Genomic DNA, 24,930 nt, shown 5'->3' on the forward strand with positions numbered 1-24,930 from the left:
ATTATCTTCTCAAGCAAGGCAGGGGAGAAATGATTTAGATCAGTAGACCGCTATTTCTTTTAGTTAGCAATCCCCAAACATCAGTGGCAGCGATTGGCTTACTAACAAGATAGCCTTGCACTTGGTCGCATTGCTCTTTGTCGAGAAACGCCCATTGTGTATTCGTTTCGACACCTTCTGCGATGACGGTTAGGCGCAGGTTTTTAGCCATAGTGATAATGGTTGAGATTATGGCTTCCTCTTGGGGATTATTTTCGATTTCTCGAATAAATTCTTGTGCGATTTTTAATGTATGGATTGGATATTTTGTTAAATAGGATAAAGAAGAGTAACCCGTTCCAAAGTCATCAATGGAAATTCGAACTCCGATTTCATGAAAGCTTTGGAGTTTCCTAATGACTTGTTCTTCTTTGTTCATTGCAACGCCTTCGGTTATTTCTAAATCTAAATACCTTGCAGGTAGCTGTGTTTCGCTTAACGTGTCGGCAACTAGTTTTACAAGATTCGGCTGTTTAAATTGCAGCGGTGATAAATTGACTGCCACTTTTAAAGGGAATCCTTTATCGTGCCATTCTTTTGCCTGCTTGCAGGCTGTTTGTAGTACCCATTCTCCAATCGGTACGATGAGCCCGGTCTCTTCCGCAAGAGGAATAAAACGAGCCGGAGATACCATGCCGAATTTTGGATGGTGCCAGCGAAGCAGTGCCTCAAATCCAATAATCTGATTCGATTTTACATCTACCTGCGGTTGATAATGAAGGACAAGCTCATTTTCCTCCAAGGCTTTGTTGAGCTCTCCTTCTAGGAAGTGCCGTTCATCCTCTACGTCACTCATTTCGGTGGAGTAGAACATAAATTTGTTTTTCCCGCTAGATTTCGCACGGTACATCGCAATATCTGCGTGCTTCATAAGCTTGGTTACATTTGTGCCATGGGTAGGGTAAAGGGCAACACCGATGCTTGGTGTGATTTTCAGTTCGTTTTCTCGAATAAAAAACGGCCGGTTTAGTGCATCAAGCAATCGTTCTGCAACTTGAACGACTGTTTTTTTCGAAAATATGTCGGTTAGAAGAACGGTAAATTCATCTCCGCCTTGGCGTGCGACAACATCTTTTGTTCGAAGCGATTGCGTCAGTCGGTTCCCTACCTCTACGAGCAATAAATCTCCTATATCATGTCCGAGACGGTCGTTAATTTTCTTGAATCGATCCAAATCAATGAAGAGGACTGCAAGCATCGTTTCTCGTTTCATTGCCATGATGAGAGAATCATCGAGGCATTCTGCAAATCGTCTTCGATTGGCTAGTCCAGTTAACGCATCGTGAAAGGCCATATGTTCAATTTGTCTTTGATTGTGTTTTAACTCAGTTGTATCCTTTGCAATACCGTACATGCCAATCGTCTTATCCTTAACAATCGTTGGAATGAGGGTAATATTCAAATAGGAAAACTGATCTCCAGAACGATAAGCACGAGCATCGAAGGTTTGTAATATCCCTTTCTTTGCTTGTCGTATATGATCGCGCGTAATGTACTGATCATCCTCTATAATAAAATTTAAGAAGGATTGTCCTAGTAAATGGTCTTGATTGTGACCAAGCAGGATTGTACAAGAGCGATTTACCATCTGGAAATTCCCGCTTACATCTAAGGAAAACACAGCATCAGGATGATCTTCAAATAAAGATCGGTATTGCTGTTCCCGTTTTGCTAGAATTTGAACGCCATCCTTCACTTTTTCTTCTAGCTTCTCATTTAATCCGTGGTACGTATACAGCAGTTTTTTATTATCCTGCCATAAAAGAAATTGTCGAATCATTAAGAAAATTATTGTCAATCCGAAACCGAATAAAATCGATTTGTCTTTCGATAGGTGGGTATAAATCAACATAAAAATGATAAAGACCGAGACATAGGGTAGAAATAGCCGGATGTAATTTACATTTTGATTTCCCCTAAGATTTTCAGTTACTGTTGGTTCTTCTCCGCTAGTAGCAAATATAGCTCCTACTATCCCGATGCATAATATAGAAGCTCCATGAATGATTTGAATCATCCCAGGTCCAAAATAGAAATTCCGAAGTGTTTCGTAAAAATTGATATAGTCAAATAGAAATGGCAGAACAAAGCTAGCAACTAGCAGTTTTCTTGAAAATAAAGGAAGACCCTGATAATTATAATACATGTTTATACTCCCATATAACGCTATGGACAGGACGACGAAATATAAAATATAAGCAAGAGAATTGGCGGTAAAACTAGGCATGACCCATATTACGATCATATATAGACTTGTAATTACGATAAATACGGTATCAAACAGAAACTGTAGTATAAAAACAGCTTTTTTTCTATGAAAAAACCTGATTGCAAATACACCTATATAAAGTGCAAATGGAACCGTATGAAAAGAGAACAATGGCAGTGAGAAATAGGAACTGCTCTGTTTCAATAGTTGGGAAGGAAGTACGATTCCTTCGCTTATATAAGAAGACATTGTTGCAAGCAGCAATAATAGCCAACACAAACGGTTTTGTGTGCTTCGTTTAAAGGCACGGAATAGCCAAATACAGGCAACGATAGCTGCAGATTGCAAAAGAATAGATGTTCCGATTATTCGTGCAATAGTATTGGAATAAAACAGTAAATTCATAAGAAATACGCTTGCACTAAATCCAATCAGAACGAGTATGTATTTGTTTGTATTCGTAAAAGACATATATGTCTCCTCCGTTTCAAATAAGGCATTGCATCTAAATAGTATTATAAAAAAGTAAATGTAACGTTAAAAAAGTATTATATTTAGATTAATAAATGTTATAGCTATTTTCCTAAGTAGGAAATAGCTTGTGCTGCACTACTAAAAAGAGCTTTCCCCTTTAGGGAAAAGCTCTTATTTTGCCTACAGAAAAAATGAAATAAGGGTGGCAAACCATTCTTTCCATCTTACATATAGGGGGCCTGCAGCTAGCTCTTCTTCGGAAATGAGTCTAGCATGCTGGATATCCTTTTCGCATTCTTTCTTAATAGAAGAAATGAAATTACAATCATAGATCAGACAATTAATCTCATGATTTAAATATAAGCTTCTAAGATCGAAATTCGCTGTACCAATGTCGCATATAGAATGATCGATTATGACAATTTTCGCATGATAAAATCCATCTGTATATTCATATAATTTACATCCCACGCGGTGGAGCTTTCGAAAATACGGTAGCCGTGCCTCACGAACGAAGGGGTGATCTGCTTTTTCCGGTACGAGAATGGTAATACGTACACCTCGTTTCGCCGCGCTAATGAGTGATGCGTATAAGCTGCGGCTCGGAATAAAATAGGGAGTTCCGATATAGATCTCATGTTTTGCCTGGTCGATTAGGTCTAGAAATGTTTTTTGTAAATATACTCCGTCCGTGGGAATAAAGCGATGAAGTACGGTTCCTTTACTTACAGCGGGATAGTAAGCATTGCTTTGCACGAGATTTTCCCTCGTTTCATCCCGCCAATCGTGAAGAAACTGCTGCTGCAAATCATATACACCCTCGCCGGTTAGACGAAGATGATAATCCCGCCAGTTGCCGAGGTACTCATTATGCCCTAAATATTCCTCTCCGATATTAAAACCGCCTATGTATCCAATCCGGCCGTCTAGAATGGCAATTTTACGATGATTGCGTTCGTTAGCTGAAAAAAATAAAAACGGAAGCTTAACCAAATGGCAATAGGAAAAATGAACACCACCTTCATGAAGCTGGCGAATGCTTTGCTTTGACAAGGATCGACTACCTAATCGGTCTAGTAGCAATCTAACTTCTACCCCTTGCTCTGCTTTTTCGATGAGCAGATTTAGAAAGGATGAGCTAATCTCGTCATTCTTCACGATAAAGAACAAGATATGTATGTGATGATTCGCTTGCCCTATATCATGGAATAATTGCTTATATAAAGCCTCGCCATCCGTGTACATTTGGAAATGACTGAGTCGCAGCGGCAGTTTTCGATGGGCCCTGTACTTGATATGTCTTCGTCTTCCTAGCCAGAAATCGATACATGCCCATAGGATGAGGAGCATAAGGACGAGGAAGAAAACACGCATAACAATCCCTCCCATTCTCTCGTTATTTTTAGCTTCACCCTATTGAATAAAAAAATTCATCGTAAGGATGATAAAAAATATTGACTGAACGCTCGCTCATTCATTATGATGAATATAGAAGAAAATTAAGAAAGTTCCAGTATTTCTATTTTTTTCTATTGCTGTAATTTATGAAGTTCTATATGAATCCATTTGTTTCTATAATTGATTCAAAGAAAGGGGATAGGATATGAACTATTTACTTCTACTCAACTGGGCCCTATTTATCGCTATAACAGCCTATGGTCTGTATTTATTTATCTACCTCGTACGAACAAGGTATGCTTTCATTAAGCTTGGAAGAAAAGTCGAATTTGACAACAAGATGAAAGAAAGATGGGAACGCGTAAAAACAAACGTGTTCGGACAGAAGAAACTGTTAAAGGATAAAAAAAGCGGCGCCATTCATGTTATGTTTTTTTACGGATTTATTCTTGTACAGTTTGGAGCAATCGACTTCATTTGGAAAGGTCTTGCACCTGGACATCACATACCTCTCGGACCAATCTACCCTGTTTTTACCTTCATCCAAGAAATTATCACACTCATTATTTTAATTGCTGTATATGGAGCATTTTATCGACGCTATATTGAAAAACTCGTTCGTCTTAAACGTAATTTCAAATCAGGTCTTGTTCTAATCTTTATTGGCGGACTAATGCTATCTGTTTTATTAGGGAATGCTGCCGGCCTAATCTGGCATGGCGAAGGGCTGATCTGGAGCGAACCGATCGCATCCGCTATTGCGTTTGTTCTATCTGGAATAGGAACCGTAGGAGCTACTGTAGTATTCTATGTTGCATGGTGGATTCACCTGCTTATCTTGCTCACATTTTTAGTATACGTGCCTCAATCGAAGCACGCTCATTTAATTGCTGGTCCTGTAAACGTTTTCTTTAGCCGGTTAACGAATCCGGGAAAACTGGAGAAAATCGATTTTGAAGACGAGACGCAGGAAACCTACGGGGTAGGAAAGATTCAGGATTTTAAGCAGACGCAGCTGATCGATTTGTATGCGTGCGTAGAATGTGGACGCTGTACGAATATGTGTCCTGCAACGGGAACAGGAAAAATGCTTTCTCCAATGGATCTTATCGTTAAGCTCCGCGATCATTTAACTGAAACAGGGGCTGTTGTTACATCTCGTACGCCTTGGGTGCCATCGTTTGTATTCCCAAATCAAGATAAACTTGCTGCGGTAGGAGCTGGAAGCCAGGAAACGGCAGCAGCGCTGGAAACACCGCAATTAATTGGCGAGGTTATCACCGAATCCGAAATTTGGGCTTGTACAACTTGTCGTAACTGCGAGGATCAATGTCCAGTTATGAATGAGCATGTTGATAAAATTATCGATCTGCGGCGTTATCTCGTATTAACAGAAGGAAAAATGGATCCGGACGCACAGCGGGCGATGACAAACATCGAGCGCCAAGGAAATCCTTGGGGACTGAACCGGAAGGAACGCGAAGCATGGCGCGATCTGAGGGACGATGTAGTAATCCCAACAGTGAAAGAAATGACAAAAGCAGGAGAAGAATTTGAATATGTATTTTGGGTAGGAAGCATGGGCTCCTACGATAATCGTAGTCAGAAAATTGCGTTATCATTTGCGAAGCTAATGAATGAAGCCGGTGTGAAATTTGCCATTCTTGGAAATAAGGAAAAGAACTCTGGAGACACAGCAAGACGCTTAGGAAATGAATTTTTATTCCAAGACTTGGCTGTGAAAAACGTTGAGGAGTTTGAAAAAACCGGTGTTAAAAATATCGTGACGATTGACCCGCATGCCTACAATACGTTTAAAAATGAATATCCAGATTTCGGTTTAGAGGCAAATGTTTTTCATCATACTGAGCTGCTGGCAAAGTGGGTGAAGGAAGGCAAGCTTAAGCCAAAGTATGAGGTAAATGAGACGATTACGTATCATGATTCCTGCTACCTAGGCCGCTACAACGAAGTATACGAAGCACCGCGTCAGATTTTGAAAGCAATTCCTGGCGTGACGCTAGTAGAAATGGAACGGAATCGGGAAAAAGGAATGTGCTGCGGTGCCGGCGGTGGTCTTATGTGGATGGAAGACTCTGCAGGAACGCGAATTAATGTGGCGAGAACCGAGCAAGCTCTTGCTATGAATCCGACGATCATCGGTACTGGATGCCCATATTGCTTGACGATGATGAGCGACGGCACGAAGGCGAAGGAAGCGGAGGAACGGATTCAAACATTAGATATTACGGAAATATTAGAACGTTCTGTTGTAGGAATGCCGCAGCAGGAGGATCCTGCTGAACTCGAAATTTAATAGATTACGAGAATAGAAGGGGGAGGACAAAATGGGGAAAACCGTAATCGTTGGCGCTGCTAGAACGCCCATTGGAAAATTCGGCGGTGTATTAAAGAACGTGTTGCTTGCTGATTTAGGGGGAACGGCAATAAAGGCGGCCTTGGAGAGAGCTGATATTGATCCAAGTGCGGTAGAGGAAGTCGTTCTCGGCAATGTGATTCAGGGAGGGCAAGGGCAAATTCCGTCCAGACAGGCAGCCCGCCAGGCAGGAATCCCTTGGGAAACTTGCACGGAAACGATTAATAAAGTATGTGCCTCAGGAATGAGAGCAGTAACCCTTTCCGATCAAATAATCCGCTCTGGCGACCAAAGTTTAATTGTTGCCGGAGGAATGGAATCAATGAGCAGCAGCCCTTATATTTTACGAAATGCGCGCTGGGGTTACCGAATGGGGCATAGTGAATTGGTTGATTTAAATATTGCAGACGGTTTAACTTGTTCATTCACGGGTGTTCATATGGGCACTTATGGAAATGAAGTGGCAAGTGAGGAGCATATTTCACGTGAGGAGCAGGATCGCTGGGCATTCCGCAGTCATCAGCTAGCAGTAGCAGCGCAAAAGGAAGGACGGTTCCAGGAAGAAATCGTTCCAGTCGTCATTCCACAGCGAAAGGGAGAACCAATTGTTATTAGGGCCGATGAAGCGCCGCGAGCAGATACATCGCTTGAAATTCTTGCAAAGCTAAAGCCTGTTTTCGGTCCAGATGGAACCATTACAGCAGGAAATGCGCCGGGATTAAATGACGGTGCAGCAGCGCTTGTGTTAATGAGCGAAGAGCGGGCGCAAGCAGAAAAGAAAAACGTCGTTGCTACGATTTTAGGGCAGGCATCCGTTGCGGGGGAAGCTAAGAATTTTCCGCGAACACCGGGCTATGTCATTAACAAACTGTTACAAAAGACAGGTCACAAGGTTGAGGACATTGATTTGTTTGAAATTAATGAAGCCTTTGCCGCTGTTTCACTGACGAGCATGAATATTGCCGGAATCGATGAAACGAAAGTAAACGTAAATGGCGGTGCCGTTGCACTTGGACATCCGATTGGAGCAAGCGGCGCTCGGATTATCGTAACTCTTATTCATGCATTAAAGCAACGCGGTGGTGGTCTTGGTATTGCTGCCATTTGCAGCGGCGGTGGTCAAGGTGACGCCATTCTAATTGAGGTTTGAAATCCCGGCCCCTGGAGGGAGGATTCTCCCTCCGGCGAAAAGGGGCCGTTCGCCAATGGCGAAATAAAATATTCTCCCTATTAAAAATTTGAAAGGAATGACGAAATGAACGTTCAAAACATTTTTGTAATTGGTGCAGGTCAAATGGGCTCTGGTATTGCACAGGTGTGTGCAATGGCAGGATATTCCGTAGTATTGCAAGATGTGAAGCAAGAGCAATTGGATAGAGGAATCGCAATTATTACGAAAAATCTTTCACGTCAAGTGGAAAAGGAACGCATGTCAGAGGATGAAAAACAAGCGGTATTAGCTCGTATTTCACCTACCCTTTCAATAGAAGTAGCTCAGGAAGCTGATCTTGTTATCGAGGCAGCTGTAGAGCGAATGGATATTAAAAAACAAATTTTTATGAAGCTGGATGAAATTACTCCTTCCCATACCATTTTAGCTTCCAATACATCATCGTTGCCGATTACGGAACTGGCAGCGGTAACAAAACGTCCGGAACAAGTGATTGGGATGCACTTTATGAACCCAGTACCTGTTATGAAGCTTGTAGAAGTCATTCGTGGTCTAGCTACGACGGACGAAGTATATCAAACAATTGAAGATATTACGAAAAACATCGGAAAGGTTCCTGTTGAGGTAAATGATTTTCCAGGATTTATCTCCAACCGTATTCTTCTTCCTATGATTAATGAGGCGATCTATACGCTTTATGAAGGAGTTGCTACGAAGGAAGCGATTGATGAAGTGATGAAGCTTGGCATGAACCATCCAATGGGACCGCTTACTCTTGCTGATTTCATCGGCCTTGATACATGTTTATATATTATGGAAATCCTTCATGAAGGCTTAGGCGATAGCAAGTACCGTCCATGTCCATTATTACGAAAATATGTAAGTGCCGGATGGCTAGGGAAAAAATCCGGTCGAGGATTTTACGTTTACGAATAAGCCCCATTAAATTACAGCTAGTGAGGTGAGGCAATTGCAGCTGACGTTTACTGACGAGCAACAGATGATGCAATCGATGGTACGCGAATTTGCACAAAACGAAATTGTTCCTTGGATTCCGAAAATGGAGGAAGGGGAATTTCCTAGGCCATTGCTACGAAAAATGGGAGATCTCGGTCTCATGGGCATCCCGATTCCAAAGGAGTATGGCGGCGCCGAGATGGATTTTATCTCTTATATTTTAGGGATTAATGAACTATCACGTGTGAGTGCGACGATCGGTGTTATTCTTGCAGTTCACATTTCCGTTGGTACAAATCCAATTTTGTATTTCGGAACGGAAAAGCAGAAGCAAAAATACGTACCGAAGCTCGCAAGTGGGCAGTACTTAGGTGCGTTTGCCCTAACAGAACCGAGCGCTGGATCCGATGCCGGCAGTCTAAAGACACGGGCAAATAAAGTAGAGAATGGCTATGTGCTGAATGGATCGAAGGTGTTCATTACAAACGGCGGTGAGGCTGATACATATATTGTGTTTGCATCAACCAATCCAGAAGCTAAGAATAACGGAATCTCTGCTTTTATCGTGGAAAAAGGAACAGAAGGATTAGTCATTGGTAAGAATGAGCACAAAATGGGACTCACAGGTTCCAAGACTGTACAGCTTACCTTCGATAATATGTTTATTCCAGAGGAACAATTGCTTGGTGAGGAAGGGCAAGGGTTTAAAATCGCAATGGCAAACCTTGACGTAGGGCGTATCGGCATTGCAGCTCAGTCGTTAGGAATTGCCGAAGCGGCCCTCCATGCTGCAACGCAATATGCGAAGGAGCGTCAGCAATTTGGAAAGCCTATTATCGCACAACAAGGCGTTGCCTTCCAATTAGCCGATATGGCAACCAAGGTCGAGGCAGCCCGTCTTCTTACTTACTGCGCCGCTTCGCTGCGTTCAGAGCAGATCCCTTGCGGTAAGGAAGCATCTATGGCTAAGCTCTTTGCTTCTAGAACGGCAGTAGAGGTATCTACTTCTGCCATTCAAGTATTTGGCGGCTATGGTTACACGAAGGAATATCCGGTAGAACGCTATTTCAGAGATGCAAAAGTATGCGAAATCTATGAAGGAACAAGTGAAATCCAACGAATCGTTATTAGTAAATATATGACCAAACAATAAACTAGGGGGAATTAACTATGCAATTCAAATTATCAGAAGAACATGAAATGATTCGAAAAATGGTACGAGATTTTTCTATTAATGAAGTACAGCCAACAGCGGCGGAGCGAGATGAGGAAGAACGATTTGATCGCGGATTGTTTGAGCAAATGGCGGAGCTTGGTCTAACAGGTATTCCTTGGCCTGAGCAATATGGCGGAATTGGCAGTGACTATTTGGCTTATGTTATTGCAGTAGAAGAATTATCACGTGTATGTGCCTCTACAGGAGTTACGCTATCTGCTCATACCTCTCTTGGTAGCTGGCCTATTTATAAATTTGGTACGGAAGAGCAAAAGCAAAAGTATCTTCGTCCATTAGCAACAGGTGAAAAGATCGGTGCTTATTGTTTAACAGAGCCGGGATCTGGCTCGGATGCTGGCGGTATGCGCACGAATGCCAAAAAAGACGGAGATTCCTATATTTTAAATGGTAGCAAAATTTTTATTACAAACGGCGGGGTAGCAGATACTTATATTGTGTTCGCTGTTACGGATCCAACATCTAAGCAAGGTACGACTGCATTTATTGTGGAAAGCAGTATGCCAGGATTTTCAGTAGGTAAAAAAGAAAAGAAACTCGGCATTCGTTCTTCACCTACAACGGAAATCATTTTTGAAGATTGCCGCGTTCCTGTTGAAAACATACTTGGCGAAGAAGGACAAGGCTTTAAAGTAGCAATGCAAACGTTAGATGGGGGCCGCAACGGTATTGCTGCACAAGCTGTTGGTATTGCGCAAGGTGCCCTTGATGCTGCAGTTGCCTACGCGAAGGAGCGTCAGCAATTTGGAAAGCCTATCATCGCACAGCAAGGCATTGCGTTTAAGTTGGCGGATATGGCGACTGAAATCGAAGCAGCTCGTCTATTAACTTATCAAGCGGCATGGTTAGAGTCACAAGGCCTTCCATATGGTAAGGAATCTGCGATGTCCAAACTATTCGCAGGAGACACGGCTATGAGAGTTACAACAGAAGCTGTACAAGTCTTCGGTGGTTATGGCTACACGAAGGACTATCCAGTTGAACGATATATGCGTGATGCAAAAATCACACAAATCTATGAAGGAACACAAGAAATCCAGAAGCTTGTTATTTCAAGAATGCTAGCAAAATAAAGAGAAAGAGAGGGACCGGTGCTCCGGCTCCCTAAATCCATAGAGGGTATTAGTATGGGAAGCTTCGTATGTATGGGGAATCTACCCATCTTATGGGCGGAATCGCCACATGAGAAATAGAATAGTATGCAGGTAAGAAATAAAGATGCAGGGGCACCCGCTCTGCGAAGAAAGGGTGGCGAGGGAATGACAAAACCCAATATTCAAGCATCGGTGAAGGACGAAGCATTAATCGAACTGCGTCGGGAGCAGATGATAAAGGGAGCTGTCCAGCTGTTTAGGCAGAAGGGCTTCCCTCGTACAACAACTCGTGAAATCGCGAGGGCGGCTGGCTTCAGTATTGGAACGCTATATGAGTACATACGAACGAAAGATGATGTATTGGATCTCGTTTGTGACAGCATTTATAACAACGTGAAAGCGCGGCTTGAGCAAGTCATTACGATGGAAAAAGGTAGTTTAGCAAGCTTAAAGCTAGCGATTGCTGATTATTTCAAAGTAATGGATGAGCTGCAGGAGGAAGTGCTGATCATGTATCAAGAGGTTCGATTTCTTTCGAAGGAGTCGCTTTCGTATGTCATCAAGAAAGAGCTTGAAATGGTAGGGATGTTTGAGAATATTTTAAAGCAATGTGTAAGAAATGGTGAATTCCTGCTTACGGAGCAGGAGATTACGATTATTGCCCATAACATTTTCGTACAAGGGCAGATGTGGGGATTTCGCAGGTGGATTTTGCAAAAACTGTATACGATTGAGGAGTATATAGAGTTGCAGACGAGCTACTTGCTGCATGGGATTCATATGAATTCATAGGGGGAATAGAATATGACAATCGTAGATGTGTATCGTCCTAAACATAAAGTGCGTTTTGTTACGGCTTCAAGCCTTTTTGATGGTCATGATGCTTCTATTAATATTATGAGACGTATTCTTCAATCAAGCGGGGCGGAAGTGATTCATCTTGGACATAACCGCTCAGTAGAAGAGATTGTGAATGCTGCGATTCAAGAAGATGTGCAAGGGATCGCGATGTCCTCTTATCAAGGAGGGCATGTAGAATATTTTAAATATATGTATGATTTGCTGCAGGAAAAAGGAGCAGGTCATATCCGCATATACGGAGGCGGCGGGGGCGTTATTCTTCCGCGTGAAATAGATGAACTGCATGCGTATGGCATTGCGAAGATTTTTTCTCCTGAGGATGGGAGACAATCCGGCTTGCAAGGGATGATTAACGAAATCCTGCAGGAATGCGATTTCGAAACAGCTCGTGATATGAATCTTAACGAGCTGAATGTGAATACGGTCGCAAAGCTCATTACGCTTGCAGAAAATAGTGTAGGTACAGGAAATGAAATCCTTCAATCACTGCCACAAGGTAATAAAACTGCTCCAGTTTTAGGTATTACTGGTACGGGCGGAGCAGGAAAGAGCTCGTTAACGGATGAACTCGTGCGTCGTTTCCTTCGGGAATGGGATGAGATGAAGATTGCCATTATTAGTATTGATCCAACGAAGCAAAAAACAGGCGGAGCTTTACTTGGGGATCGTATTCGGATGAATAGCATCCATTCTCCGCGCGTATACATGAGAAGTTTGGCAACACGGGATTCTCGCTCCGAGCTTTCGCTTGCTATTCAAGATGCGATTGCAGTTGTGAAGGCAGCAAGCTTTGATTTGATTATCGTCGAAACGAGTGGTATCGGCCAAGGGGATGCTGCGATTACCGAGTTTAGTGATCTCAATATGTATGTCATGACGAGTGAATTTGGTGCGCCAACGCAGCTTGAGAAAATCGATATGATTGACTATGCAGATTTGATCGTCATTAATAAATTTGAACGCAAAGGCTCAGAAGATGCAATGCGTCAAGTGCAAAAACAATATCAGCGAAGTCATATGCTATTTGAACTTCCTTTAGAGGACATGCCGGTTTACGGGACGATCGCAAGTCAATTTAATGACGCTGGTACGAATACCGTGTTTTTAAAACTTGCCGAACTGATCAATGCAAAAGCTGGTACAAATTGGCAGCCGCGTTTGATTCAACCGGGTAAGGTAGAAAAACAAACGGTTATTATTCCAAATGATCGCCGCTATTACTTAAGAGAAATTGCACAAGCGGTGCGGAATTACCATGAACAAACGAATAAACAGGCTGCTGTTGCAGAGCGTCTTTTCCAATTAGAAGGTGCGCTTGAAGCGGTGAAGGATGACGAGACAGTAATCCCAGCGCTCGAAAACGTAAAACGCAGCTATGAAAATGTACTTTCAGACGAAGCGAAACAAATTATTGATTCGTGGGATAAATGGAAGGAAGACTATGCAGCCGATGAATATGTTGTAAACATACGCGGCAAAGAAATTCGTACGAAGCTTAAGACAAAGACACTTTCTGGAACAGAAATACCGAAAGTGGTTCTACCGAAGTATCGCAATTATGGTGAAATTGTACGCTGGGTACGCAGTGAGAATGTACCAGGTCATTTTCCGTATACGGCTGGTGTGTTCCCATTCAAGCGTGCTGACGAAGATCCGAAACGGCAATTTGCAGGTGAAGGGACACCGGAGCGTACGAATCGCCGCTTCCATTATTTATCGAAGGATGATAATGCTAAGCGCTTAAGCACCGCCTTTGATTCCGTTACGCTGTATGGGGAGGATCCATCAGAGCGTCCTGATATCTTTGGGAAAATTGGCGAGAGCGGCGTTAACGTATGTACGTTAGAGGATATGAAAAAGCTGTACAGCGGTTTCGATTTATGTGCTCCTTCTACCTCTGTGTCTATGACCATTAATGGGCCAGCACCAATTATTCTAGCTATGTTTATGAATACCGCTATCGATCAGCAAATCGAACGAGAAGAAGAGCGGCTCGGACGGATTGTGACGCCGGAAGAATATGAGCAAGTGAAGGTGCGGACGCTGCAAACCGTGCGCGGGACTGTGCAGGCTGATATTTTAAAAGAGGATCAAGGACAAAATACATGTATTTTCTCAACAGAGTTTGCCCTTCGCCTAATGGGGGATATTCAAGATTACTTTATTCGAAGTCAAGTACGAAACTATTATTCGGTTTCGATTTCTGGCTATCATATTGCCGAGGCGGGAGCAAATCCAATTTCACAGCTTGCTTTCACCCTTTCAAATGGATTCACGTATGTAGAATACTATTTAAGCCGCGGCATGAATATTGATGATTTTGCACCGAATTTATCTTTCTTTTTCAGTAATGGTCTAGATGCTGAGTACACGGTAATTGGTCGTGTGGCACGCCGTATTTGGTCTATTGTGATGAAGGAGAAGTACGGAGCGAATGAACGAAGTCAGAAGCTGAAATATCATGTACAAACGTCTGGACGTTCCTTGCATGCTCAGGAAATTGCCTTTAATGATATACGAACTACGTTGCAGGCACTTATGGCTCTCCAGGATAACTGTAACTCGCTTCACACCAATGCGTATGACGAAGCAATTACGACACCAACGGAAGAGTCTGTTCGCCGAGCGATGGCGATTCAGCTCATCATTACAAAGGAGCTTGGATTGACGAAGAATGAAAATGCGCTGCAAGGTTCATTCATTGTCGAGGAGCTTACGGATCTTGTGGAAGAAGCTGTGCTGAAGGAGTTTGATCGTATTAATGATCGCGGCGGTGTGCTAGGTGCGATGGAAACTCAATACCAACGCGGTAAAATTCAGGACGAAAGTATGCACTATGAAATGCAAAAGCATACCGGCGAACTTCCAATCATCGGGGTGAATACGTACTTGAATCCATCGCCATCATTAGATGAGGATGTAAATAGTATGGAAGTAGCTCGTGCATCCTATGAGGAAAAAGAAATGCAGATTACAAATTTATTAGCCTTCCAGGAGAAGCATGCTGTGCAGACAGAGGAAGCGCTCGATCGCTTAAAGAGAGTTGCAATTAAGGGCGGTAATTTATTTGAAGAGCTTATGAAAACCGTTAGAGTAGCGAGTCTTGGACAAATTACGCAAGCTCTCTATGAGGTTGGCGGACAATACCGCAGAAATATGTAACCAATCGAAAAAATGAAAAAATGAAAGTAATAGGCGCAAACAGGACATATCCTGTTTGCGTTTCTCTTTTTTTGTGGCATAAAGCATTATGAATTGTTTATAATGAATAGTATGTATTTTTTTATACAGGCCTTATAATGGGTATGGACGATTAATGAGAGAAAGGAAGTGTCTTACACGTGAATCTAGAGCAATATTCACCTGAAGAGCAAAAAGAATTATCAATGATCGAGCTTGCCTTTATCATACTAGAAAATAAGAAGCAAGCCACATCATTTAAAGAGATTGTCAAGGAAATAACAGACTCACTTGGTCTTTCACACGAAGAATTAGTTTCAAAACTATCTCAATTTTATACAGACTTAAATATTGATGGACGTTTCATCTGTATGGGAGAAAACACTTGGGGACTTCGCGGTTGGTATCCGTACGAACAAATCGATGAGGAAGTATTGCCTCAACCAAAGCCTAAGAAGAAACGTAAGAAAGACGACGATGAACCAGTCGTATTGGAAGACGATTTCGATGATCCGGACGAATTGGCTGAAGAAGATCTTGATGAAGAAGAAGATCTCGACGAAGACTTTACTGAAGAAGATGCAGATGAAGAAGACGAAGAATTCGATGACATCTTTGATGAAGATGAAGATGAAGATGAAGAAGATGAATTAGAAAAAGAAGGAGTATTTGTCGAAGATGAAGAAGAAGATCCGGGCGAAGACGACGATAATTCTGAAAAATTGTAGCCTTGACTTTTTAAATCAGTCTAGGTAGAATCATGTTTGGGCTCTTTAAATTGAGTAATGATGTACGTTTTATATATAAGAAGATAGCTCCCTATGTAAGGAATAGGGAGTTTTTTCTTTTTTTTTGTTGAGATAGTCAAAAATGCTAACAATAAAACAGACTACTCCTCATGTACGTTACCTATCGTAACGTTTCATATAAACATCTCTAAGGGGGAACTTTTGTGACGAAGTATATTTTTGTAACTGGTGGCGTAGTATCATCTCTAGGAAAGGGGATTACCGCTGCATCTCTAGGCCGATTATTGAAAAACCGCGGGTTAAGTGTAACGATTCAAAAGTTCGATCCATACATTAACTTAGACCCAGGAACGATGAGTCCTTATCAGCACGGGGAAGTATTTGTAACCGGAGACGGTGCAGAAACGGACTTGGATCTTGGACACTATGAACGCTTTATCGACATTAATTTGAACAAGTATAGTAACGTAACGACTGGTAAGGTATACTCTTCTGTACTTCAAAAAGAGCGTCGCGGCGATTATTTAGGCGGAACGGTGCAAGTTATTCCGCACATTACGAATGAATTGAAAGAACGTGTATTCCGTGCAGGAAAAGAAACGAATGCCGATGTTGTTATTACTGAAATCGGCGGAACAGTAGGAGATATTGAATCTCTTCCATTCCTTGAAGCAATTCGTCAAATTAAGAGTGATATCGGACGCGAAAACGTAATGTACATTCATTGTACGCTTATCCCTTATATTAAAGCCGCTGGCGAAATGAAAACAAAGCCAACGCAGCACAGTGTTAAAGAGCTGCGAAGCCTAGGTATTCAACCAAATATTATTGTTGTTCGTACAGAAAAGCCTGTTTCCCAAGATATGAAAGATAAAATTGCTCTTTTCTGCGATATCGATAAAAATGCGGTTATTGAAGCACGTGATGCCGACACATTGTATGAAATTCCATTAGCGCTGCAAGCACAAAACATGGACCAAATCGTGTGCGACCACTTGAAATTAAGCTGCAAGGCTGCTGATATGACAGAATGGAAAGCTCTTGTGCAAAAGGTTCGCAATCTATCTAAGAAAACAACGATTGCCTTAGTAGGGAAGTATGTAGAACTGCAAGATGCTTACCTTTCCGTTGTAGAAGCACTTCGTCATGCCGGCTATTCTTTTGACAGTGATATTGAAGTGAAATGGATTAACGCAGAACATGTAACAAAGGAAAATGTGAAAGAGTTAATTGGAGACGCAGACGGTATTCTTGTACCAGGTGGATTTGGTGATCGCGGTATTGAAGGAAAAATTACTGCAACCCAATTTGCTCGTGAAAATAAAGTGCCATTCCTTGGTATTTGTCTAGGGATGCAGCTTGCATCTGTTGAATTTGCACGCAATGTGTTAAAGCTAGAAGGAGCACATTCTTCTGAATTTAACAGTGAAACGAATTATCCAATTATCGACCTTCTTCCAGAACAGAAGGATATTGAAGACATGGGCGGAACGCTTCGTCTTGGCTTATATCCTTGTAAGGTTACAGAAGGTACAAAGGCATACGAAGCATACGGTGAACCCGTTGTATACGAACGTCATCGCCATCGTTATGAATTTAACAATGAATTCCGTCCGCAAATGGAACAAGCAGGCTTTGTCTTCTCTGGAACAAGCCCAGATGGCCGTCTAGTAGAAATCGTAGAACTACAAGATCATCCATGGTTTGTAGCAGCACAATTTCATCCAGAATTCGTTTCCCGTCCAACGCGTCCACAGCCACTATTCCGTGACTTCGTGCATGCATCAATGGCGAACAAGGAAAGTAAATAAGGATATACAAAAAGATCGCCCTCAAGGCCTTGAGGGCGATCTTTGTTTTTGATAAGTATAAAAGTTTTGACCTAGAGAATTGTCCAGCGCAAGCAGCCTAGCCCCTCGAGGTCAAATAACCTAGGGCCATATGAAGTCAAAGAACGACTTCCCAGGCCTGCGAACATTTGCTTTTCGGGGCTGACCAAGGCGCTTGCGCTTTTCTTAGCTAAGTTCCTCTTCGTACTCCTGTAAGATTTCCTCTATCGTAAATTTCACGCAGTAGTAGGCAAATAGTGCAATCATGATGCTAGGGAACCCATGACGTGTTCCGTCTTCATTTGGGATGAGTCCCTGAAGTAGCTTTGTATCAATATGAAAATCTGTATACGCTTCTAATGATTCCGTACCAGCTTTGATAGCGGAAATACCGATTACGGAATGGCCTTGCTGCTGAAGTGTTTTTGCAAGGGCAATTGCATCAGGGTCGGTAGAAAACCGGCTGATTATGATCATGCGATCTTCTGAACCAATGTCAGCTAGTTGATTAGGTTGTAACGTCTTTGCTCCTGAAAGGGGCTCTTGTCCGTAGAGCGCTTCTAAAACGACTCCTTGCATTTCTGCTGTGCCGAACATATAAATCGATCCGCCGGTTATAGAGGCTTGGGCGAGCAGCCGTGCACTGTTCTCTATATTCATTTCTTCCTGCTGTGAAATTTTTGTAAAATAGCCTTGTAGTTGTGTTGAGAATATTTTCACTCGGTTTAGTGCTCCTTTCGTACTTCTCCTTTATTATATAGGATTCTTACGTCTGTTAAAAATATGTAATGTTGTACGTTATGCAGGAAAACCTTTAAAATATATAGAATTAGGTGATAAAGTAAAAAAGTAGAAAACTTACAAATTGAGAGGTTGGGGAGAATGAGCGGGAAGATCTTAATTGTGGATGATCAGTACGGGATTCGAATCTTGCTTAACGAGGTATTTCAAAAGGAAGGGTACCAAACGTTTCAAGCGGCGAACGGGTTTCAAGCAATTGATATTGTGGTGAATGATAAACCGGATTTGATCATCTTAGATATGAAAATTCCTGGTATGGATGGTATTGAAATTTTAAAACGTGTGAAACAAATAGATAAATCGATTAAAGTGATTTTAATGACAGCTTATGGAGAGCTGGATATGATTCAAGAGGCGAAGCAGCTAGGGGCTTTAATGCACTTTGCAAAACCTTTCGATATTGATGAGTTACGAAATGCAGTTCGTCAACAAATTAGTGTAAGCGCTTAGTGTGACAATTTTAGAAAAAATATTTCAAAAAAGCGTTTACATCAGGCGTGCACAAGGGGAAAGCTGTTGAGTTTTCTAAGACAAGTTGGTATCCTATGGAGTGTAAGATGTCCTTTCAGTTAGATACATATTTTTGCGTATCTGGTTCAAGCTAAGATTGAATATTTTGGACAAAAAAACTTCTAGGAGGATTCAATATGCCTTTAGTTTCTATGAAAGAAATGCTAACAAAAGCATTAGAAGGTAAGTATGCAGTAGGTCAATTCAACATTAACAACTTGGAATGGACACAAGCTATTTTAGCTGCTGCAGAACAAGAGAAGTCCCCAGTTATCCTTGGTGTATCTGAAGGCGCTGCTCGTCACATGAGCGGTTTTAAAACAATAGTTATGATGGTTAAAGGCTTAATGGAAGATTTGAAAATTACTGTTCCTGTAGCTATCCACTTAGACCACGGTTCAAGCTTTGAAAAATGTAAAGAATGTATCGATGCAGGTTTCACATCTGTTATGATCGATGCTTCTCATCATCCTTTTGAAGAAAACATCGCAACAACTACTAAAGTAGTTGAATATGCACATGCTCGCGGCATATCCGTAGAAGCTGAATTAGGTACAGTTGGCGGACAAGAAGATGATGTTGTCGCTGACGGCGTAATCTATGCAGATCCTAAAGAATGTGCAGAGCTTGTAAAACGTACAGGTATTGACTGCCTAGCTCCAGCTCTTGGTTCTGTTCACGGTCCTTACAAAGGTGAACCAAACCTTGGCTTTAAAGAAATGGCAGAAGTTCGTGACGCAACTGGAGTACCATTAGTACTTCACGGTGGTACTGGTATCCCTGAAAAAGATATCAAAAAATCAATTTCTTTAGGTACTTCTAAAATCAACGTAAACACTGAAAACCAAATTGTATTTACTAAGGTTGTTCGTGAAGTGTTAGCGAAAGATACAGAAGTTTACGATCCACGTAAATTTATGGGACCAGGACGCGAAGCAATCAAAGCAACTGTAGTTGGTAAAATTCGCGAATTCGGTTCTAACGGCAAAGCTTAATAATGTTACGTCTTGCTAAGTCAGACTCTATTGCTTTTGTACATTGACATAAGTATGACATAAGAGCAAGAGCGGAATCATTTTTCTAGAAAAATTTATGTTTGGAAACCGTCTACCCTTTTAGACGGTTTCCTTTCGTTGTATAATGAAAGCGTCAACAATTGACACTATTAGGTAAGGTGCGTCAAGAATCGACATCGAAAGAAAACTAATATCATTTCACAGTTGAAACGGAGGACTAGTATAAATGAAGTTTTTCATTGATACGGCAAATGTAGAAGAAATTAAAGAAATTAACGGCATGGGGATTATTGCCGGAGTAACGACAAACCCTAGCTTAGTGGCAAAGGAAAAAGGGGTATCCTTTCATGACAGATTACGGGAGATTACCTCTATTGTTACAGGATCCGTTAGTGCAGAAGTAATTGGTTTAACAGCTGAAGAAATGATTGCAGAAGGCAAAGAGCTTGCAGCGATCGCACCGAATATTACCGTAAAGGTTCCAATGACACCAGATGCATTAAAAGCAGTAAAGGCGCTAAGTGATCTTGGTATTCAAACGAATGTTACGCTTATTTTCAACGCCAATCAAGCGCTCTTAGCTGCCCGAGCAGGAGCTACTTATGTATCACCATTTTTAGGCCGATTAGATGATATCGGACACGATGGACTTGAGCTTGTTGAAACGATTGCAGCAATCTTCTTGCAGCATGATATTCGCACACAAATTATAGCTGCATCCGTTCGTCACCCGGTTCATGTGACCGAAGCTGCTCTTCGAGGAGCGCATATTGCCACAATTCCGTACAAAGTTTTTCATCAATTAATGAAGCATCCGTTAACAGACAAAGGAATTGAACAGTTCTTAAAAGATTGGAATAATCGCTAGAAATAGCTTTTATCCCGTTATCAGTAGTTCTTTCATTTAACGGTTGGAAGAGAAAACAAAGTAACGGTGGGGTAGCTTAGCTAGCTGCCTCATACAAAGATTGACCACGGCTAATCCAATGGTAGGGACACCTCTTTACTCTTTAGCGTATAATCGAAATAAGAAGAAGTAGAATGTGAAATTCACAAGAATGGAGCGCGAAATGGAAAAGTTACTCATTGAAGGCGGAAGGCGTTTAAACGGTACAATACGAGTAAGCGGCGCAAAGAATAGTGCAGTTGCGTTAATCCCTGCAACCATTCTTGCAGATTCCCCTGTTACAATCGGAGGAGTACCCAATATTTCTGACGTAAAAATGTTAGGCGATTTACTCACAGAAATTGGTGGGAATGTGACCTATAACGAACAAGAAATGACCGTGGATCCGTCTCGTATGGTAGATATGCCATTGCCAAATGGAAAAGTAAAAAAATTGCGTGCCTCCTACTATTTAATGGGAGCCATGCTCGGTCGCTTTAAGAAAGCGGTCATTGGTCTTCCTGGCGGCTGTCATCTAGGACCGCGTCCCATTGATCAACATATTAAAGGGTTTGAAGCGCTAGGAGCCCATGTGACCAACGAGCAAGGCGCCATCTATCTTCGTGCCGAAGAGCTAAGAGGTGCCCGGATATACTTGGATGTGGTAAGTGTTGGTGCTACAATTAATATTATGCTAGCTGCTGTTCGTGCAAAGGGTAGAACGGTTATTGAAAATGCGGCGAAGGAGCCGGAAATCATTGACGTTGCTACGCTTTTAACAAGTATGGGAGCGCGCATTAAAGGTGCAGGAACCGATGTCATTCGCATTGATGGTGTTGATTCTTTGCACGGCTGTAATCATACGATTATACCTGACCGTATTGAAGCAGGGACGTATATGATTCTAGCTGCTGCTGTCGGTGATAAAATTATGATTGAAAATGTAATTCCGCAGCATTTAGAATCTGTTACGGCAAAACTTCGTGAAGTGGGCGTCCGTATTGAAATAAACGACGACCAAATCATGGTTACAGGTGGGAATGGCTTGAAAACAGTCGATGTAAAGACGCTTGTATACCCAGGATTTGCAACAGATTTGCAGCAGCCTTTCACCGTGCTTCTTACGAAGGCGAACGGGACAGGCGTTGTAACCGATACCATTTATAGCGCTAGATTCAAACACATTGATGAACTGCGTCGTATGAATGCAAGCATCAAGGTAGAAAGCCGCTCAGCTATCATAACAGGCCCTGTAGACCTGCAGGGTGCAAAGGTTAAGGCAAGTGATCTTCGCGCAGGCGCTGCACTTGTCATTGCCGGTTTACTAGCTGAGGGAATGACAGAAGTAACTGGTTTGGAACATATTGATAGGGGATATGAAGATTTAGTTGACAAGCTACGAGGTCTTGGCGCACACATTTGGCGGGAACAAATGTCAGAGCAGGAAATTGAGCAAATACAAAACTCGTAATTAAAGGGCTAAAAGGAGAGGAATTATTGTGGAAAGAAGTTTATCCATGGAATTAGTTCGTGTAACAGAAGCAGCAGCTTTATCTGCTGCTCGTTGGATGGGACGTGGCGTAAAGGTTGAGGCAGATGATGCTGCAACAACAGCCATGCGCAATGTGTTTGACACAATTCCAATGAAGGGAACTGTTGTAATCGGTGAAGGGGAAATGGACGAGGCTCCTATGCTTTACATTGGAGAAAAGCTTGGGACAGGATATGGTCCACGTGTTGACGTAGCTGTTGATCCTCTAGAAGGTACAAATATCGTTTCCTCAGGTGGCTGGAACGCATTAGCAGTATTAGCCGTTGCAGACCATGGGAATTTATTGCATGCGCCAGATATGTACATGGATAAAATTGCAGTAGGTCCAGAAGCGGTTGGAAAAGTTGATATAGATGCTCCGGTTATCGATAACTTACGTGCTGTGGCAAAGGCAAAGGGGAAAGATATCGAAGACGTAGTAGCAACAATTTTATACCGTGATCGCCATGCAAAAATTATCGAAGAAATTCGTCAAGCAGGCGCTCGTATTAAGCTAATTGATAACGGTGATGTAGCAGGTGCTATCAATACTGCTTTTGATCATACAGGTGTCGATATTCTCTTCGGTTCTGGTGGTGCACCAGAGGGAGTTATTGCAGCTGTAGCATTAAAATGCTTAGGCGGAGAACTGCAAGGAAAGCTTCTTCCACAAAGTGAAGAAGAACTCGTTCGCTGCAAAAAAATGGGCATTGAAGATATAAATCGTATCTTGCGTATGGAAGACCTTGTACGCGGTGACGATGCTATTTTCGCTGCAACAGGTGTAACAGACGGCGAGCTTCTAAAAGGCGTTCAATTCAAAGGGAAATTCGGTACGACACAATCATTAGTTATGAGAGCGCAATCAGGTACAGTTCGTTTTGTTGATGGTCGTCATAGCTTGCAAAAGAAACCAAATCTAGTAATTAAATAATAGAAACGAAAGTTTTGGGCTAAATGGCACCCCTTAAAATAGAATGTTTTAAGGGGTGTTACCCACTATGAAGAATGTCTCTCCCGCTCTTCGTGATTATGTACAAAAATTTTAACTTTTCATTGACAATACATTATGTATCCATATACATTCAAATACAGAGCGTGTTTGTTTGATCTTCTCCAAGGCCTATTTTGATAGTATTTTCCCATAATATAGCTTTAGCAATAACAACTGATTAAATGCGGAAAAAAGAGGTTACAATAGTGAATATAATTCTACTTGCACGTACTCTTTCATAATACCTTCCGTTACAATCCCTATTTATCCAATTAAAAAGTAAAAATTAAAGCGTGGTGTCTCGATGAGTTTAACAATCTCAGCATTAGAAAACATGAAATTAAAAGAATTATACGAACATGCAAAGGAATTTAAAATTTCCTATTACAGCAAGCTGACGAAACGAGAGTTAGTGTTTGCCATTCTGAAAGCGCAGGCAGAAAAAGAAGGCTTCTTCTTTATGGAAGGCGTCTTAGAAATTATTCAATCCGAGGGTTTTGGTTTTTTACGTCCAATCAATTACTCCCCAAGTTCAGAAGATATCTACATTTCTGCTTCGCAAATTCGTAGATTTGATTTACGTAATGGAGATAAAGTATCTGGGAAGGTTCGTCCGCCTAAGGAAAATGAACGATATTTCGGTTTGCTGCAAGTAGAGGCTGTGAATGGCGATGACCCTGAATCAGCGAAAGAACGTGTGCATTTTCCTGCACTAACTCCTCTGTATCCGAATCGTCAAATGGTATTGGAAACAGAGCCAACTAATCTTTCAACACGTATTATGGATATTCTCGCTCCCGTTGGCTTCGGACAACGTGGTCTCATTGTTGCCCCTCCAAAGGCCGGAAAAACTATGCTATTGAAGGAAATTGCCCATAGCATTACCACCAATCATCCAGATGCAGAATTGATTGTCCTACTGATTGATGAACGTCCAGAAGAAGTAACAGATATCGAGCGTTCTGTTGCAGGAGATGTGGTAAGCTCTACCTTCGATGAAGTACCAGAAAATCATATTAAGGTAGCAGAGCTTGTACTAGAGCGTGCTATGCGTCTCGTTGAGCATAAGAAGGATGTTATTATCTTAATGGATAGTATTACTCGTCTTGCACGTGCATACAATCTCGTCATTCCACCAAGCGGCAGAACGTTATCTGGCGGGATTGATCCTGCTGCTTTTCACCGTCCAAAACGATTTTTTGGTGCGGCGCGAAATATCGAAGAAGGCGGCAGTCTAACCATTTTAGCTACTGCTCTTGTCGATACAGGATCTCGTATGGATGACGTCATTTATGAGGAATTTAAAGGGACAGGCAATATGGAGCTTCATCTTGATCGCAGTCTATCAGAACGCCGGATCTTCCCAGCTATTGATATTCGTCGTTCAGGAACTCGTAAGGAAGAGCTTCTGTTGCCGAAGGAACGTTTGGATAAATTGTGGTCTATTCGCAAAACGATGTCTGACTCCCCTGATTTCTTAGAGCGCTTCTTGCGTATCCTGCGCAATACAAAAACGAATGAAGAATTTTTTCGAATGATCATGGCTGAGCGTAAAGGTGCCGTAGCTTCGAAATAGGCCTTTCGTAATGGGAATCGCCCCATAAAATAACAAATAACTAT

General features: G+C 41.9%; 18 protein-coding genes. 15 read left to right on the top strand and 3 right to left on the bottom strand.

Annotation, left to right across the window (positions count from 1 at the left end):
* Positions 1–34 precede the first annotated feature (34 nt).
* Positions 35–2,719 (bottom strand): DUF4084 domain-containing protein, encoded by a 2,685-nt coding sequence (locus ACM5BR_RS11510; RefSeq protein WP_416828049.1) that lies wholly within the window; start codon positions 2,717–2,719, stop codon positions 35–37.
* A gap of 183 nt (positions 2,720–2,902) precedes the next feature.
* Entirely contained in the window at positions 2,903–4,096 is a 1,194-nt protein-coding gene (gene cls, locus ACM5BR_RS11515; protein WP_416828050.1) for a cardiolipin synthase, read from the bottom strand.
* Positions 4,097–4,325: 229 nt separating this feature from the next.
* Here cls and ACM5BR_RS11520 point away from each other — a divergent pair, with 229 nt between their 5' ends.
* From ACM5BR_RS11520 to ACM5BR_RS11560, 9 genes are all read left to right on the top strand, one after another.
* A complete protein-coding gene (locus tag ACM5BR_RS11520) occupies positions 4,326–6,437 on the top strand; it encodes a (Fe-S)-binding protein (RefSeq protein ID WP_416828052.1) in 2,112 nt (703 codons plus the stop codon).
* Positions 6,438–6,468: 31 nt separating this feature from the next.
* On the top strand, positions 6,469–7,647 hold the full coding sequence (locus ACM5BR_RS11525) for an acetyl-CoA C-acetyltransferase (RefSeq protein WP_416828053.1): 1,179 nt from the start codon (positions 6,469–6,471) through the stop codon (positions 7,645–7,647).
* Positions 7,648–7,752: 105 nt separating this feature from the next.
* Positions 7,753–8,604 carry a 3-hydroxybutyryl-CoA dehydrogenase gene (locus ACM5BR_RS11530; protein ID WP_416828054.1) on the top strand — a complete coding sequence of 284 codons (852 nt, stop codon included), beginning with the start codon at positions 7,753–7,755 and terminating at the stop codon, positions 8,602–8,604.
* 34 nt (positions 8,605–8,638) lie between these two features.
* Positions 8,639–9,778, top strand: coding sequence for an acyl-CoA dehydrogenase (locus ACM5BR_RS11535; protein WP_416828056.1), 1,140 nt, complete (start codon positions 8,639–8,641; stop codon positions 9,776–9,778).
* Positions 9,779–9,795: 17 nt separating this feature from the next.
* Complete coding sequence (locus tag ACM5BR_RS11540; protein WP_416828057.1) at positions 9,796–10,932, top strand: acyl-CoA dehydrogenase; 1,137 nt, start codon at positions 9,796–9,798, stop codon at positions 10,930–10,932.
* Between the two features lie 186 nt (positions 10,933–11,118).
* Positions 11,119–11,745 (top strand): TetR/AcrR family transcriptional regulator, encoded by a 627-nt coding sequence (locus tag ACM5BR_RS11545; protein ID WP_416828058.1) that lies wholly within the window; start codon positions 11,119–11,121, stop codon positions 11,743–11,745.
* Positions 11,746–11,757: 12 nt separating this feature from the next.
* A complete protein-coding gene (icmF, locus tag ACM5BR_RS11550) occupies positions 11,758–14,976 on the top strand; it encodes a fused isobutyryl-CoA mutase/GTPase IcmF (protein ID WP_416828059.1) in 3,219 nt (1,072 codons plus the stop codon).
* 179 nt (positions 14,977–15,155) lie between these two features.
* Positions 15,156–15,722 carry a DNA-directed RNA polymerase subunit delta gene (rpoE, locus tag ACM5BR_RS11555; RefSeq protein ID WP_416828060.1) on the top strand — a complete coding sequence of 189 codons (567 nt, stop codon included), beginning with the start codon at positions 15,156–15,158 and terminating at the stop codon, positions 15,720–15,722.
* A 224-nt stretch (positions 15,723–15,946) separates the two neighbouring features.
* Positions 15,947–17,554 carry a CTP synthase gene (locus ACM5BR_RS11560; RefSeq protein WP_416828062.1) on the top strand — a complete coding sequence of 536 codons (1,608 nt, stop codon included), beginning with the start codon at positions 15,947–15,949 and terminating at the stop codon, positions 17,552–17,554.
* 204 nt (positions 17,555–17,758) lie between these two features.
* Here the strand turns inward: ACM5BR_RS11560 and ACM5BR_RS11565 are convergent, their stop codons facing one another.
* Entirely contained in the window at positions 17,759–18,292 is a 534-nt protein-coding gene (locus ACM5BR_RS11565) for a DUF2529 family protein (RefSeq protein ID WP_416828063.1), read from the bottom strand.
* Between the two features lie 162 nt (positions 18,293–18,454).
* On the opposite strand from ACM5BR_RS11565, the gene ACM5BR_RS11570 reads away from it, so the two are divergent.
* The 6 genes from ACM5BR_RS11570 (at position 18,455) to rho (ending at position 24,886) form a co-directional block, all read left to right on the top strand.
* Entirely contained in the window at positions 18,455–18,823 is a 369-nt protein-coding gene (locus tag ACM5BR_RS11570; RefSeq protein WP_416828064.1) for a response regulator, read from the top strand.
* A 197-nt stretch (positions 18,824–19,020) separates the two neighbouring features.
* The gene (locus tag ACM5BR_RS11575; protein WP_416828065.1) at positions 19,021–19,878 is read left to right on the top strand and encodes a class II fructose-bisphosphate aldolase; all 858 of its coding nucleotides are present in this window, start codon (positions 19,021–19,023) and stop codon (positions 19,876–19,878) included.
* 247 nt (positions 19,879–20,125) lie between these two features.
* Positions 20,126–20,767, top strand: coding sequence for a fructose-6-phosphate aldolase (gene fsa / locus ACM5BR_RS11580; RefSeq protein WP_416828066.1), 642 nt, complete (start codon positions 20,126–20,128; stop codon positions 20,765–20,767).
* A 202-nt stretch (positions 20,768–20,969) separates the two neighbouring features.
* Positions 20,970–22,256, top strand: coding sequence for a UDP-N-acetylglucosamine 1-carboxyvinyltransferase (locus ACM5BR_RS11585; protein WP_416828067.1), 1,287 nt, complete (start codon positions 20,970–20,972; stop codon positions 22,254–22,256).
* A gap of 28 nt (positions 22,257–22,284) precedes the next feature.
* Entirely contained in the window at positions 22,285–23,250 is a 966-nt protein-coding gene (gene glpX / locus ACM5BR_RS11590; protein ID WP_416828069.1) for a class II fructose-bisphosphatase, read from the top strand.
* Positions 23,251–23,614: 364 nt separating this feature from the next.
* The gene (gene rho / locus ACM5BR_RS11595; RefSeq protein ID WP_416828071.1) at positions 23,615–24,886 is read left to right on the top strand and encodes a transcription termination factor Rho; all 1,272 of its coding nucleotides are present in this window, start codon (positions 23,615–23,617) and stop codon (positions 24,884–24,886) included.
* The last annotated feature ends 44 nt before the right edge of the window (positions 24,887–24,930 follow it).

Origin of the sequence: Ectobacillus polymachus (assembly GCF_048159605.1) — a bacterium.
Lineage (GTDB): Bacteria > Bacillota > Bacilli > Bacillales > Bacillaceae_G > Ectobacillus > Ectobacillus polymachus.

Excerpts from the sequence above, each read along its gene's own strand:
- ACM5BR_RS11510 (WP_416828049.1), bottom strand. The coding sequence starts at position 2,719 with ATGTCTTTTACGAATACAAACAAATACATACTCGTTCTGATTGGATTT.
- cls (WP_416828050.1), bottom strand. The coding sequence starts at position 4,096 with ATGCGTGTTTTCTTCCTCGTCCTTATGCTCCTCATCCTATGGGCATGT.
- ACM5BR_RS11520 (WP_416828052.1), top strand. The coding sequence starts at position 4,326 with ATGAACTATTTACTTCTACTCAACTGGGCCCTATTTATCGCTATAACA.
- ACM5BR_RS11525 (WP_416828053.1), top strand. The coding sequence starts at position 6,469 with ATGGGGAAAACCGTAATCGTTGGCGCTGCTAGAACGCCCATTGGAAAA.
- ACM5BR_RS11530 (WP_416828054.1), top strand. The coding sequence starts at position 7,753 with ATGAACGTTCAAAACATTTTTGTAATTGGTGCAGGTCAAATGGGCTCT.
- ACM5BR_RS11540 (WP_416828057.1), top strand. The coding sequence starts at position 9,796 with ATGCAATTCAAATTATCAGAAGAACATGAAATGATTCGAAAAATGGTA.
- ACM5BR_RS11545 (WP_416828058.1), top strand. The coding sequence starts at position 11,119 with ATGACAAAACCCAATATTCAAGCATCGGTGAAGGACGAAGCATTAATC.
- icmF (WP_416828059.1), top strand. The coding sequence starts at position 11,758 with ATGACAATCGTAGATGTGTATCGTCCTAAACATAAAGTGCGTTTTGTT.
- ACM5BR_RS11570 (WP_416828064.1), top strand. The coding sequence starts at position 18,455 with ATGAGCGGGAAGATCTTAATTGTGGATGATCAGTACGGGATTCGAATC.
- ACM5BR_RS11575 (WP_416828065.1), top strand. The coding sequence starts at position 19,021 with ATGCCTTTAGTTTCTATGAAAGAAATGCTAACAAAAGCATTAGAAGGT.
- fsa (WP_416828066.1), top strand. The coding sequence starts at position 20,126 with ATGAAGTTTTTCATTGATACGGCAAATGTAGAAGAAATTAAAGAAATT.
- ACM5BR_RS11585 (WP_416828067.1), top strand. The coding sequence starts at position 20,970 with ATGGAAAAGTTACTCATTGAAGGCGGAAGGCGTTTAAACGGTACAATA.
- rho (WP_416828071.1), top strand. The coding sequence starts at position 23,615 with ATGAGTTTAACAATCTCAGCATTAGAAAACATGAAATTAAAAGAATTA.